This window comes from Pseudomonas morbosilactucae, from assembly GCF_023241715.1.
Lineage (GTDB): Bacteria > Pseudomonadota > Gammaproteobacteria > Pseudomonadales > Pseudomonadaceae > Aquipseudomonas > Aquipseudomonas morbosilactucae.
Genome location: NZ_JALQCW010000008.1, coordinates 81,565 through 95,588, shown reverse-complemented (window position 1 = coordinate 95,588; position 14,024 = coordinate 81,565). Strand labels below are relative to the sequence as shown.

Below are 14,024 nucleotides of genomic sequence, written 5' to 3'. Positions count from 1 at the left end.
GTGTTCCCAATCATGCCGTGCGGCGCAGTATCAGCAGATGGCGTTGGCCTTGGCAACCGGGTACGGCCAGGGCGTGTTCGCTATCAAGGTGGAAGTCCGCGGGCAATGCTACCAGCTCATCCGAGGGATGAACGCCCTTCATTGCCAGCCAACGTGTATCGCGGTCGCCGAGGTGGCGGGTCCAGTTGCTGAAATTCTCCATGCTGCTGAACGCCCGGGAAATGATCCCGTTGAAAGGCTGATCAGGCTGGAAGGCTTCGACCCGACTGTGGATAACTTGCAGGTTATCCAGCTTGAGTTCGAGTTTGACCTGGGTCAGGAAGCGGGTTTTCTTGCCGTTGCTGTCCAGGCAGGTCACCTGGGACTCGGGAAACAGGATCGCCAGGGGAATACCAGGCATTCCGCCGCCACTGCCCACGTCCAGCCAACGGCCATTTTCGATGAAGGGCATCACGCTCAAACTGTCCAGCAGATGCCGCGAGACCATTTCGTCCGGATCGCGCACCGCCGTGAGGTTGTACGCCTTGTTCCATTTGACCAACAGGGCCAGGTAACCCAGCAGCAACGTGTGCTGGGCTTCGCTCAGGTCGACCCCGAGCTGGCGGGCACCTGTGGATAACTCTTCGGCATGTTGCACGGTAACCAACGAACTCAAGCGCTTTGCTCCAACTGACGGCCCGCGCCGCGTTTTTTCAAGTGAATCATCAACAGGGAAATCGCCGCCGGTGTAACCCCAGGGATCCGCGACGCCTGGCCCAGCGTCTCGGGACGCGTTGCGCCGAGCTTGCTCTGGATCTCTTTGGACAGGCCGGAAATGCCGGTGTAATCGATATCCACAGGCAGCTTGGTGTTCTCGCTGGCCCGCAGACGAGCAATTTCGTCCTGCTGACGATCAATGTAACCGGCGTATTTGGTCTTGATCTCGACCTGCTCGGCGACCTGTGGGTCTTCCGCGCCCTGCCCGGTCACTTCCACCAGGCCCACGTAGTCAATTTCCGGACGGCTCAGCAGATTCAACAGGTTGTATTCATGGGTCAGCGGCGTGCCGAATTTCTCGGCGATCGCATCGCCCTGCTCGGTGCCCGGGCGGACCCAGGTGGATTTCAGACGCTGCTCTTCCTGGGCAATGCTTTCGCGTTTTTTGCAGAACGCTGCCCAACGCACGTCATCCACCAGACCCAGTTCGCGGCCTTTTTCGGTCAAGCGCAGGTCAGCGTTGTCTTCGCGCAGGATCAAACGGTATTCCGCCCGAGAGGTGAACATCCGGTACGGTTCTTGGGTACCCAGGGTAATCAAGTCGTCCACCAGCACGCCGATGTACGCCTCATCGCGCCGCGGGCACCAGCTGTCTTTGCCCTGTGCACGCAAAGCTGCGTTGGCGCCGGCCAGCAAACCTTGGGCCCCGGCTTCTTCGTAACCGGTGGTGCCGTTGATCTGCCCGGCAAAGAACAGACCGCCGATGACTTTGGTTTCCAGGCTGTACTTCAGGTCGCGCGGATCGAAGTAGTCGTACTCGATGGCGTAGCCCGGACGCACGATATGGGCGTTTTCCATACCGCGGATCGATTGCACGATCTGCAACTGCACATCGAACGGCAAGGATGTGGATATCCCGTTCGGGTACAGCTCGTGTGTGGTCAGGCCTTCAGGTTCGATAAACACCTGGTGGCTTTCCTTGTCGGCAAAGCGATGAATCTTGTCTTCGATCGACGGGCAATAGCGCGGGCCGATCCCTTCGATTACACCGGAATACATCGGCGACCGATCAAGGTTGGACGCGATGATTTCGTGAGTACGGGCGTTGGTGTGGGTAATCCAGCAACTGACTTGCGCTGGATGCTGTTCTTTCGAGCCCAGGAACGACATCACCGGGATCGGTGTATCGCCAGGTTGTTCGGTCATCACCGAAAAATCCACAGAACGGCCGTCGATACGTGGCGGGGTACCGGTTTTCAGCCGGCCCACACGTAGAGGCAACTCCCGCAGGCGGTGAGCCAGGGCGATCGAAGGTGGATCGCCGGCGCGGCCGCCAGAATAGTTCTGCATCCCAATGTGGATAAGTCCGCCGAGGAAGGTCCCGGTGGTCAACACCACGGATTCGGCGAAGAAACGCAGGCCCATTTGAGTAACCACGCCGCGCACTTGGTCTTGTTCAACGATCAGGTCGTCCGCGGCCTGTTGAAATATCCACAGGTTGGGCTGGTTCTCGAGGATCTCGCGCACAGCGGCTTTATACAGAATGCGGTCGGCCTGGGCGCGAGTAGCGCGTACGGCTGGGCCTTTGCGACTGTTCAATACACGAAATTGAATACCGCCTTTATCGGTCGCGATGGCCATCGCGCCGCCAAGGGCATCGATTTCCTTGACCAGATGGCTTTTACCAATCCCACCGATGGCGGGGTTGCAGCTCATTGCTCCGAGGGTTTCCACGTTATGCGTCAGCAACAGGGTTTTTGCCCCCATGCGTGCTGATGCAAGTGCTGCCTCGGTACCGGCATGACCGCCGCCGATGACGATCACTTCAAAACGGGAAGGGAAATCCACCACGCACCTCGTGCCTGCTTCAAGTAGGAGTAATTAGGAGTAGTTGTTGGGTTGGTTTTTGGACCAAGGCGGCAAGTATAGGGACTTAGCCCTTCCTAAAGAACCCTTTGCACAAAATTTAACCAGCTGTGGATGAATCACGGACAATAGAAATTAAAAGAGAGAAATTTATTAAATCTTTGTTTTTATGTTTATTCTTACTGAGCACCCTTTCTGTGGATAGATTGCTATAGGCCTTTATTTTCAATGTGTACAGAGAATTTAAAGTCTGTGGTTAGGTGCCAATGAGGGCGTTGGATAACCGGTTTAAGCCTGTGGATGAATGGGGTGGTTATCCACAGAGGTGGTTTTCCTCAGTTTTGAAGCCCTGTTATCAACTGAGCACAGGGCCAGTTATTCACAGGGCTTAATCCACAGAAACGCCTGCTGAGCGATGAATTTCACCCACGACTGTTCCTCTCCTGGAGAGGAGTGACTGGCAAAAATCTATAAATCGCGAGGGTGAAGGTCGAGTGACGCACCGGCAGATGCGATCTGTCAGGCACTTGAGGCAGGCTTGGGCCCCATCAACCTTCACCATTTAGATGGCAAGGATGGGTGAAAGGGAGCCGATTGAGGGTACGAGCGCCACACGCCGGCGGAATTATCCCCAGGCAGTCTATTCAGACCCTGAAATAACACCGTTCGCAACTTGGACGATCAAAGGGATTCCCCTGGTGCTGCAGGCCGTAAGAGACCTGCAGGTTCCAAGGCGGAGGGATTACTTGCCGATGCAGAAGCTGGAAAAGATCCTTCCCAGCAAATCATCTGAACTGAACGCGCCGGTAATTTCGCCCAGGGAGTGCTGCGCTTGCCGCAGATCCTCCGCCAACAGCTCCCCAGCGCCGGCTAGGGTGAGTTGGGCACGACCATGTTCCAGTGCCGTGCTGGCATGGCGCAGGGCTTCAAGGTGGCGACGGCGAGCGCTGAAGCTGCTTTCGGACGTCTGTTCATAACCCATGCATGCTTTCAGGTGCTCGCGCAGCAGCTCCAGGCCGGTGCCGGCGGCCATGGCACTGAGGCTGATGGTCACGTGTCCGTCGTCGCTTGTTTCGAGGGCAATGGCTTCACCGGTCAGGTCGGCTTTGTTGCGGATCAGCGTGACATTCGCCGGATCGGGGCGTTGTTCGAGAAATTCCGGCCACAGGGCAAAGGGGTCCGCCGCCTCGGCGGCCGTGGCATCCACCACCAGCAGTACGCGATCGGCTTCACTGATGGCCTTGAGTGCCCGCTCCACACCGATTTTTTCCACCTGGTCGTCGGTATCTCGCAAGCCCGCAGTATCGACCACGTGCAGCGGCATGCCATCAATGTGGATATGTTCACGCAGGATGTCCCGGGTGGTGCCGGCGATTTCAGTGACGATCGCTGCCTCCCGGCCCGCCAGGGCATTGAGCAGGCTGGATTTGCCGGCATTCGGCCGGCCGGCAATCACCACCGTCATGCCATCGCGGAGCAAGGCGCCCTGCCCGGCTTCACGCAGTACTGTGGATAAATCATCACGAACCGCATCGAGCATCGACAGCACGTGGCCATCGGCGAGGAAGTCGATTTCTTCCTCAGGAAAATCGATTGCGGCTTCAACGTAGATACGCAGGGCGATGAGTTGCTCGGTCAGATGATGCACACGTTGCGAGAACGCGCCCTGCAAGGACCGCAAGGCATTGCGCGCCGCCTGTGTCGAACTGGCTTCGATCAGGTCGGCGATGGCTTCGGCCTGGGCCAGGTCGAGTTTGTCATTGAGAAAAGCCCGCTCGCTGAATTCTCCCGGCCGGGCCAGGCGGCAGCCCAGTTGCAGGCAACGTTGCAGCAACATATCCAGGACGATGGGGCCGCCGTGCCCCTGAAGCTCCAATACATCCTCGCCGGTGAATGAGTTCGGCCCGGGGAAATACAAGGCGATCCCTTCATCCAGCACCTCGTCCTGCGCACTGAGGAATGGCCCGTAATGGGCAAAACGCGGTTTCAGTTCGCGGCCGCTGATGGCTTGGGCAGCCACGCTGGCCAGGGGCCCGGAGATCCGGACGATACCCACGCCGCCGCGACCTTGGGCGGTGGCGACAGCGGCGATGGTTTCACGAGGGACGGTCATAACCCAGGTTCCAGATAAAAGTGACAGATAGCAAAACGCCCCACTAGGGGGCGTCTTGAGTGGTTATCCACAGCGTAGGTCAGGCAGCGGCGTTCTTGGTCGCGGCTTCAATCTTACGGGTGATGTACCACTGTTGGGCGATCGACAGGCAGTTGTTCACAACCCAGTACAGAACCAGGCCCGCCGGGAACCACAGGAAGAAGAAGGTGAAGATGATTGGCATCATTTTCATCACCTTGGCCTGCATCGGATCCGGTGGAGTCGGGTTCAACTGCTGCTGGATGAACATGGTGGCGCCCATGATGATCGGCAGGATGAAGAACGGATCCTTGATCGACAGGTCGGTAATCCACAGCATGAACGGCGCTTGGCGCATTTCCACGCTTTCCAGGAGTACCCAGTACAGAGACAGGAAGACCGGCATCTGCACGAGGATTGGCAAGCAACCACCCAGCGGATTGATCTTCTCTTTCTTGTACAGCTCCATCATGGCCTGGGACATTTTCTGCCGGTCATCGCCATGTTGTTCTTTCAGAGCAGCCAGTTTCGGTGCCACGGCGCGCATGCGAGCCATGGATTTGTAGCTGGCAGCCGACAGTGGGAAGAAGATCCCCTTGATCAGCATGGTCAGGAAGATAATCGACCAGCCCCAGTTACCCACCAGGCTGTGGATATGTTGCAGCAGCCAGAAGATCGGCTGAGCGATGAACCACAGGAAACCGTAGTCCACAGTCAATTCCAGACCTGGGGACAACTCTTTCAGCACCGCCTGGCTTTTCGGGCCGGCATACAGAATGGCGCTGGTTTCAGCCTTGGCACCCGGTGCAACGGTCAATGCTGGGCCGGTGTAGCCGATGATGTAGTTGCCTTTGCTGTCTTTGCGGGTCTGGACCAGGTTGTTTTCACCCTTGGCCGGGATCCACGCAGTTACAAAGTAGTGTTGCAGCCAGGCAACCCAACCACCTTGGACGGTCTCTTTCAACTGAGCCTTGTCCATGTCCTTCATCGACACTTTTTTGTACGGCTCGGAACTTGTCCACAGGGCAGCGCCCAGGTAAGTCGCGGTGCCAGTGGCAGTGCTGGAGGATGGATCGGAACTGGCGTCACGCTTGAGCTGGGCGAACATCGCACCGGACCAAGGTTGAGCACTTTCGTTGTCGATCAGGTAGGAAACGGTGATGTCATACAGGCCGCGCTTCAGGGTAAAACGCTTGATGTAATTGACGCCGTCCTTGCTGAATTTCAGGTCGACAATCAGTTGGTCCTGGCCATCGGCCAGTTGATAAGTCTTCTTCTCCGAAGAGAACACCGGACGACCGGCCGGGTTGGCGTCCGGACCGTTGGTGCCGATCAGGCCGCTTTGCGCCAGGTAGGTCCGCTCATTGCCGTTATCGAACAGCTGGAACGGAATTTCCGGATGGTCTTGGCGACGTGGATACAAAGGCAAACGCAGCTGGGCGATGTCACCACCTTGTGGGTCGACAGCAATGTCGAGCACATCCGTTTTGATCTGGATGAGGTCTTTGCTGGCTGCCACGGGAGTTTCAGCGGGAGCACTGGTATCGCTTGCCGCGCGCGGAATATCGTCGCTGACGGAAGCATTGTTACCAGCCGCCGTGTCTGGCAGGCCCGTTGTGCTGGTGCTGGAAGCAACATTCTGAGTCGGCAGGGCAGCTTGGCCGTAGTCCTGGTTCCATTTAAGGACCATGACGTAGGACACGATTGCCAGGGCGACGATCAGGATCGTGCGTTTAATATCCATGATTACTCGGCCATCGAAGAAGAACGGGAGGTAGGGATAGGTGGAACCGGGTCATAACCACCGGGATTCCACGGATGACAGCGACCTAAACGACGAAAGGTCAGCCAGCCACCGCGCAGAAGGCCATGATTTTCTATGGCCTCTAACGCGTAGCAGGAACAACTGGGGTAGAAACGACAGTGACTGGCCATCAGGGGACTAATGGCATAGCGGTAAAACTGGATCGGAACGAGCGCCAGTTTACGCATCGGGACTGTCTACCCCTACAGTTTCGGCTTTGACTTCCGGTACCGGCTTGTTACGTGCCAGACGCTTCCAGAGTTTGCCGAAATGCTGAATCAATTCGGGGTTTTCTACATCGCCCAAACCTTTGCGCGCGACGATAACGATGTCCCAACCAACCAGTGAATCCTGGTGGAGGCGAAACGATTCGCGCATCAGACGCTTGAGGCGATTGCGCTCAACGGAGAGCTTGACGCTCTTTTTCCCGATCACGAGCCCCAGACGGGGATGATCCAGGTCGTTGTTGCGCGCAAGGAGCAGGAGATTTTTCCCCGGAACCTTGCCGGTAGGGGAGTCAAAGACTGCCTTGAAGTGCCGGGGAGTTAGCAGACGCTTTTCCCGACTGAAGTCCTGACTCACCTCCAGTACCGGATTATCAAACTGCCAGACGCGCACGACCTTTGGCGCGGCGACGCGACAGGACAGCACGGCCGTTCTTGGTAGCCATGCGAGCACGGAAGCCGTGGGTACGGGCGCGTTTGATGGTGCTTGGTTGGAAAGTACGTTTCATGGCGTTGTTACCTGGTTCGTCCACAACGGGCCGGAATGGCCCCCGTTTTAAGAGACCGGCGATTCTAGAGAAAGCAAGCCTCTAGGTCAATTTCCAACCAGCTTTTCCTTTATCCGGGTATGTCGGGCTCTTATGCCGAGAAACCCGGTTAGCCAGATATAGAAATAAAAGAAGGGAATTATTTAAAGCTTTTCTGTAAAGCTTATAAAGACTAGGGACGCACTCATCTGTGGATAACTACCTTTAGCCCTTCTATCACGTGCTGTACAGAGAATGACAACACGGTTGAGAAGCGGTGCTCTGCCTGTGCTACGCCCTCGGAAAACCTGTGTGTGGAATGGACTGTTATCCACAGGCGAGTTATCCACTGAGTTTCGCCCCCACTTGTACAACGACCTCAAGTGGGGTTATCCACAGAGCTTATGCACATACCATTGGTCGTGTTTTCCCCGGTTAAGACATTGATTCTTGGTGATCAGTGATCAACCTACATGTGGATAAGTGGGCGTCTGGTCGCTACAATGGCCGCTTGTTTTTGCCTCACCGGCTTTCAACTTAGGGGATATCCGTGTCAGTGGAACTTTGGCAGCAGTGCGTGGAGCTTCTGCGTGATGAGCTGCCTGCCCAGCAATTCAACACTTGGATCCGTCCGCTACAGGTCGAAGCCGAAGGCGACGAGTTGCGTGTCTACGCACCGAATCGCTTTGTTCTCGATTGGGTCAATGAAAAGTACCTGGGCCGCGTGCTCGAACTGCTGGATGAGCATGGCAATGGCATGGCGCCGGCGCTTTCCTTATTAATAGGCAGCAAACGCAGCTCGGCGCCCCGTGCGGCACCGAATGCACCGTTGGCCGCTGCCGCCTCTCAGGCACAGCAAGCCGCGGCTGCCGCTCCGGTCAGCAACACCACGCCCGCCGCCGCAACCGCACCGAGCAAACCGGTCGCCACGCAGAAAGCCGCCGAGGTCAGTGAAGAACCTTCTCGCGACAGCTTCGACCCCATGGCGGGCGCCAGCTCCCAGCAGGCTCCGGTTCGCGCCGAGCAACGCACCGTTCAGGTCGAGGGTGCGCTCAAGCACACCAGCTACCTGAACCGCACCTTCACCTTCGAGAACTTCGTCGAAGGCAAGTCCAACCAACTGGCCCGTGCTGCGGCCTGGCAAGTCGCGGACAACCCCAAGCACGGTTACAACCCGCTGTTTCTTTATGGCGGCGTCGGCTTGGGTAAAACCCACTTGATGCACGCTGTGGGTAACCACCTATTAAAGAAGAACCCGAATGCCAAGGTCGTGTACCTGCATTCCGAGCGTTTCGTGGCGGACATGGTCAAGGCGTTGCAGCTCAACGCGATCAACGAGTTCAAGCGCTTCTACCGTTCGGTGGATGCGTTGCTGATCGACGATATTCAGTTCTTCGCCCGTAAAGAGCGTTCCCAGGAAGAGTTTTTCCACACCTTCAACGCCCTCCTGGAAGGTGGCCAACAGGTGATTCTCACCAGTGACCGCTACCCGAAAGAGATTGAAGGCCTGGAAGAACGCCTGAAGTCGCGTTTCGGCTGGGGCCTGACGGTGGCGGTAGAACCACCTGAGTTGGAAACCCGCGTGGCGATCCTGATGAAGAAGGCCGACCAGGCCAAAGTCGATCTGCCTCACGATGCGGCGTTCTTTATCGCCCAGCGTATTCGCTCCAACGTGCGTGAGCTCGAAGGCGCGCTCAAGCGCGTTATCGCTCACTCGCACTTCATGGGCCGCGACATCACCATCGAGCTGATTCGCGAATCCCTGAAGGACCTGCTGGCCCTGCAAGACAAACTGGTCTCTGTGGATAACATTCAGCGCACCGTCGCCGAGTACTACAAGATCAAGATCTCCGATCTGTTGTCCAAGCGCCGCTCGCGTTCCGTTGCGCGGCCGCGTCAGGTAGCCATGGCCTTGTCCAAGGAGCTGACCAACCACAGCCTGCCGGAAATCGGCGATGTGTTTGGTGGCCGCGATCACACCACGGTCTTGCACGCGTGCCGCAAGATCAATGAACTTAAGGAATCCGACGCGGACATCCGCGAGGACTACAAGAACCTGCTGCGTACACTGACCACTTGATGACACCAGCGCAGCTTATTAAGGCAAGGGACTAGACCATGCATTTCACCATTCAACGCGAAGCCCTGTTGAAACCCCTGCAACTGGTCGCCGGCGTCGTCGAACGCCGTCAGACCTTGCCGGTACTTTCCAACGTGCTGCTGGTTGTCGAAGGCCAGCAACTGTCGCTGACCGGTACCGACCTTGAAGTCGAGCTGGTCGGTCGCGTGCAACTTGAAGAACCCGCCGAGCCTGGCGAGATCACCGTGCCTGCGCGCAAGCTGATGGACATCTGCAAAAGCCTGCCCAACGACGCTTGATCGATATCAAGGTCGATGAGCAGAAGCTGGTGGTGAAAGCCGGTCGTAGCCGTTTCACCCTGTCCACCTTGCCAGCCAATGACTTCCCTACTGTGGAAGAAGGCCCGGGCTCGCTGACCTGCAGCCTGGACCAGAGCAAGCTGCGTCGCTTGATCGAACGCACCAGCTTCGCCATGGCCCAGCAGGACGTGCGCTACTACCTCAACGGCATGCTGCTGGAAGTGTCTGCCGGGATCATCCGCGCGGTCGCTACCGACGGTCACCGTCTGGCCATGTGCTCGATGCAGGCCGACATTGGTCAGCCGGACCGCCACCAGGTGATCGTGCCGCGTAAAGGCATCCTGGAGCTGGCGCGTCTGCTCACCGAGCCGGACGGCAATGTCAGCATCGTGTTGGGTCAGCATCATATTCGCGCCACCACCGGCGAGTTCACCTTCACCTCCAAGCTGGTGGACGGCAAGTTCCCGGACTACGAGCGCGTGCTGCCAAAAGGTGGTGACAAGCTGGTACTGGGCGACCGTCAGGCACTGCGTGAAGCGTTCAGCCGCACGGCGATCCTGTCCAACGAGAAGTACCGCGGTATCCGTCTGCAACTGGCCAATGGTCAGCTGAAAATCCAGGCTAACAACCCGGAGCAGGAAGAAGCGGAAGAAGAAGTGGGCGTGGAATACAACGGCGGCTCCCTGGAGATCGGCTTCAACGTCAGCTACCTGCTGGACGTGTTGGGCGTGATGACCACCGAGCAGGTGCGTCTGATCCTCTCCGACTCCAACAGCAGCGCCCTGGTCCAGGAGTCCGACAACGACGACTCGGCCTACGTTGTTATGCCGATGCGTCTGTAATCATGCTCAGCAGAAGCTAGATGTCCCTCAGTCGCGTCTCGGTCACCGCGGTGCGCAATCTGCACCCGGTGACCTTCTCCCCCTCTCCCCGCATCAACCTCCTCTACGGCGCCAACGGCAGTGGCAAAACCAGCGTGCTGGAAGCCATCCACCTGCTGGGGCTTGCGCGTTCGTTTCGCAGTGCCCGGCTGTTGCCGGTGATCCAATACGAACAACTGGCGTGCACCGTGTTCGGCCAAGTCGAGTTGGCGGAGGGTGGCCATAGCAGCCTGGGGATCTCTCGTGATCGGCAGGGGGAATTCCAGATCCGCATCGATGGGCAGAATGCTCGTAGTGCGGCACAGCTGGCAGAAATTCTGCCGTTGCAACTGATCAACCCGGATAGCTTCCGCTTGCTGGAAGGGGCGCCGAAGATTCGTCGGCAGTTCCTCGATTGGGGGGTGTTCCACGTGGAACCCCGCTTTATGTCAACCTGGCAGCGCTTGCAGAAGGCCCTGCGGCAGCGGAACTCATGGCTGCGGCATGGTACACTTGACGCCGCTTCGCAAGCGGCCTGGGACCGGGAACTGTGTCAGGCCAGCGCTGAAATTGATGAATACCGCCGCGCTTATATCAAAGCCTTGAAACCAGTCTTTGAGCGGACCTTGAGCGATTTGTTGGAGCTCGAGGGCTTAACGCTTAGCTATTACCGTGGTTGGGATAAAGAGCGAGAACTCAGTGCAGTGCTCGCGACGTCCCTCCATCGTGATCAGCAAATGGGTCATACCCAGGCCGGCCCCCAACGTGCTGATTTGCGTCTTAGATTGGGCGCACACAACGCCGCGGATATCTTGTCCCGCGGGCAGCAGAAGTTGGTGGTCTGTGCCTTGCGTATCGCCCAAGGGCATTTGGTCAGCCAAGCCCGGCGTGGCCAGTGTATTTATCTGGTGGATGACTTGCCGTCCGAGCTGGACGAGCAGCATCGCCGCGCACTTTGTCGCTTGTTGGAAGACTTACGCTGCCAGGTGTTTATCACCTGTGTAGATCACGAATTATTGAGGGAAGGCTGGCAGACGGAAACGCCAGTTGCTCTGTTCCACGTGGAACAGGGCCGTATCACCCAGACCCACGACCATCGGGAGTGAAGGCATGAGCGAAGAAAATACGTACGACTCGACCAGCATTAAAGTGCTGAAAGGTTTGGATGCCGTACGCAAACGTCCCGGTATGTACATCGGCGACACCGATGATGGTAGCGGTCTGCACCACATGGTGTTCGAGGTGGTCGACAACTCGATCGACGAAGCTCTGGCCGGCCACTGCGACGACATCAGCATCATCATCCACCCGGACGAGTCCATCACCGTGCGTGACAACGGTCGCGGCATTCCGGTGGACGTGCATAAAGAAGAAGGCGTTTCCGCAGCCGAGGTCATCATGACCGTACTGCACGCCGGCGGTAAGTTCGACGACAACTCCTACAAAGTTTCCGGCGGCCTGCACGGCGTAGGTGTGTCGGTGGTGAACGCTCTGTCTGAAGAGCTGATCCTGACCGTGCGCCGTAGCGGTAAGATCTGGGAACAGACCTACGTTCACGGTGTGCCGCAAGAGCGGATGAAGATCGTTGGCGACAGCGAATCCACCGGTACTCAGATTCACTTCAAGCCTTCGGCTGAAACCTTCAAGAACATCCACTTCAGCTGGGACATCCTGGCCAAGCGGATTCGTGAACTGTCCTTCCTCAACTCCGGTGTCGGCATCGTCCTCAAGGACGAGCGCAGCGGCAAGGAAGAGCTGTTCAAGTACGAAGGCGGCCTGCGTGCATTCGTTGAATACCTGAACACCAACAAGACTGCGGTCAACCAGGTGTTCCACTTCAACATCCAGCGTGAAGACGGCATCGGCGTCGAAATCGCCCTGCAGTGGAACGACAGCTTCAACGAGAACCTGTTGTGCTTCACCAACAACATCCCGCAGCGCGACGGCGGTACTCACTTGGTGGGTTTCCGTTCCGCACTGACCCGTAACCTGAATACCTACATCGAAGCCGAAGGCCTGGCCAAGAAGCACAAGGTCGCCACCACCGGTGACGACGCTCGTGAAGGCCTGACCGCGATCATTTCGGTGAAGGTGCCGGATCCGAAGTTCAGCTCCCAGACCAAAGACAAGCTGGTGTCTTCCGAAGTGAAGACTGCGGTCGAACAGGAAATGGGCAAGTACTTCTCCGACTTCCTGTTGGAAAACCCCAACGAAGCCAAGCTGGTGGTCGGCAAGATGATCGACGCCGCCCGTGCTCGTGAAGCGGCGCGTAAAGCCCGTGAGATGACCCGTCGTAAAGGTGCGCTGGATATCGCCGGCCTGCCGGGCAAACTGGCGGACTGCCAGGAAAAAGACCCTGCCCTTTCCGAACTCTACCTGGTGGAAGGTGACTCTGCTGGCGGCTCCGCCAAGCAGGGACGCAACCGTAAAACCCAGGCGATCCTGCCGCTCAAAGGCAAGATCCTCAACGTCGAGAAAGCACGCTTCGACAAGATGATCTCCTCGCAAGAGGTGGGCACCTTGATCACTGCGCTGGGCTGCGGCATTGGTCGCGACGAGTACAACATCGACAAGCTGCGTTATCACAACATCATCATCATGACCGATGCTGACGTCGACGGTTCGCACATCCGTACCCTGCTGCTGACCTTCTTCTTCCGGCAGTTGCCTGAGCTGATTGAGCGTGGCTACATCTATATCGCTCAACCACCGCTGTACAAGGTGAAGAAAGGCAAGCAAGAGCAATACATCAAAGACGACGACGCCATGGAAGACTACATGACGCAGTCGGCCCTGGAAGATGCCAGCCTGCACCTGAACGACGAAGCCCCTGGTATTTCCGGTGAGGCCCTCGAGCGCCTGGTGACTGACTTCCGCATGGTGATGAAGACCCTCAAGCGCCTGTCGCGCCTGTATCCACAGGAACTGACGGAGCACTTCATCTACCTGCCAGCGGTAAGCCTGGAGCAGCTGTCTGACCACGCCGCGATGCAAGAGTGGCTGGCCAAGTACGAAACGCGCCTGCGCACCGTCGAGAAATCCGGCCTGGTCTACAAAGCCAGCCTGCGCGAAGACCGTGAACGTAACGTCTGGCTGCCCGAGGTCGAACTGATCTCCCACGGCTTGTCCAATTACGTCACCTTCAACCGCGACTTCTTCGGCAGCAATGACTACAAGACCGTCGTCACCCTGGGCGCGCAACTGAGCACCCTGTTGGACGAAGGCGCTTATATTCAGCGTGGCGAACGCAAGAAAGCAGTCACCGAGTTCAAGGAAGCCCTGGACTGGCTGATGGCCGAAAGCACCAAGCGCCACACCATCCAGCGCTACAAAGGTCTGGGCGAGATGAACCCGGATCAGCTGTGGGAAACCACCATGGACCCAAGCATGCGTCGCATGCTCAAGGTGACCATCGAAGACGCCATCGGCGCTGACCAGATCTTCAACACCCTGATGGGTGATGCGGTCGAACCTCGTCGCGACTTCATCGAAAGCAACGCGCTGGCAGTGTCCAACCTGGACTTCTGATCAGCAGCT

The 14,024-nt window shown here is 57.6% G+C and carries 10 protein-coding genes and 1 pseudogene; 4 read left to right on the top strand and 7 right to left on the bottom strand.

Annotated features, from left to right (window positions below; translation table 11 throughout):
- Positions 1–10 precede the first annotated feature (10 nt).
- The 7 genes from rsmG to rpmH all read right to left on the bottom strand — a co-directional run bounded on the left by rsmG (position 11) and on the right by rpmH (position 7,230).
- Positions 11–655 (bottom strand): 16S rRNA (guanine(527)-N(7))-methyltransferase RsmG, encoded by a 645-nt coding sequence (gene rsmG / locus M1B34_RS04980; protein WP_268264567.1) that lies wholly within the window; start codon positions 653–655, stop codon positions 11–13.
- Positions 652–2,544, bottom strand: a complete 1,893-nt coding sequence (mnmG, locus tag M1B34_RS04975; RefSeq protein WP_123327994.1) for a tRNA uridine-5-carboxymethylaminomethyl(34) synthesis enzyme MnmG — start codon at positions 2,542–2,544, stop codon at positions 652–654. Before mnmG ends, rsmG begins: the two co-directional genes overlap by 4 nt.
- Before the next feature lie 760 nt (positions 2,545–3,304).
- Positions 3,305–4,675: a tRNA uridine-5-carboxymethylaminomethyl(34) synthesis GTPase MnmE gene (gene mnmE, locus M1B34_RS04970; RefSeq protein WP_123327995.1), complete on the bottom strand. Its 1,371-nt coding sequence runs from the start codon at positions 4,673–4,675 to the stop codon at positions 3,305–3,307.
- Positions 4,676–4,754: 79 nt separating this feature from the next.
- Positions 4,755–6,437, bottom strand: coding sequence for a membrane protein insertase YidC (yidC, locus tag M1B34_RS04965; RefSeq protein ID WP_268264566.1), 1,683 nt, complete (start codon positions 6,435–6,437; stop codon positions 4,755–4,757).
- 2 nt (positions 6,438–6,439) lie between these two features.
- Positions 6,440–6,685 carry a membrane protein insertion efficiency factor YidD gene (gene yidD, locus M1B34_RS04960; protein ID WP_010207715.1) on the bottom strand — a complete coding sequence of 82 codons (246 nt, stop codon included), beginning with the start codon at positions 6,683–6,685 and terminating at the stop codon, positions 6,440–6,442.
- On the bottom strand, positions 6,678–7,079 hold the full coding sequence (gene rnpA, locus M1B34_RS04955; protein ID WP_221178408.1) for a ribonuclease P protein component: 402 nt from the start codon (positions 7,077–7,079) through the stop codon (positions 6,678–6,680). Before rnpA ends, yidD begins: the two co-directional genes overlap by 8 nt.
- A gap of 16 nt (positions 7,080–7,095) precedes the next feature.
- Positions 7,096–7,230 carry a 50S ribosomal protein L34 gene (gene rpmH, locus M1B34_RS04950; RefSeq protein WP_003213577.1) on the bottom strand — a complete coding sequence of 45 codons (135 nt, stop codon included), beginning with the start codon at positions 7,228–7,230 and terminating at the stop codon, positions 7,096–7,098.
- A gap of 568 nt (positions 7,231–7,798) precedes the next feature.
- Here rpmH and dnaA point away from each other — a divergent pair.
- The 4 genes and pseudogenes from dnaA (at position 7,799) to gyrB (ending at position 14,015) form a co-directional block, all read left to right on the top strand.
- Positions 7,799–9,328 (top strand): chromosomal replication initiator protein DnaA, encoded by a 1,530-nt coding sequence (gene dnaA, locus M1B34_RS04945; RefSeq protein WP_268264565.1) that lies wholly within the window; start codon positions 7,799–7,801, stop codon positions 9,326–9,328.
- Between the two features lie 38 nt (positions 9,329–9,366).
- A pseudogene (dnaN, locus tag M1B34_RS04940) lies at positions 9,367–10,469 on the top strand (DNA polymerase III subunit beta).
- Positions 10,470–10,489: 20 nt separating this feature from the next.
- Positions 10,490–11,593, top strand: a complete 1,104-nt coding sequence (gene recF, locus M1B34_RS04935) for a DNA replication/repair protein RecF (RefSeq protein ID WP_123327999.1) — start codon at positions 10,490–10,492, stop codon at positions 11,591–11,593.
- A gap of 4 nt (positions 11,594–11,597) precedes the next feature.
- The gene (gene gyrB, locus M1B34_RS04930; protein ID WP_123328000.1) at positions 11,598–14,015 is read left to right on the top strand and encodes a DNA topoisomerase (ATP-hydrolyzing) subunit B; all 2,418 of its coding nucleotides are present in this window, start codon (positions 11,598–11,600) and stop codon (positions 14,013–14,015) included.
- Positions 14,016–14,024: the final 9 nt, after the last annotated feature.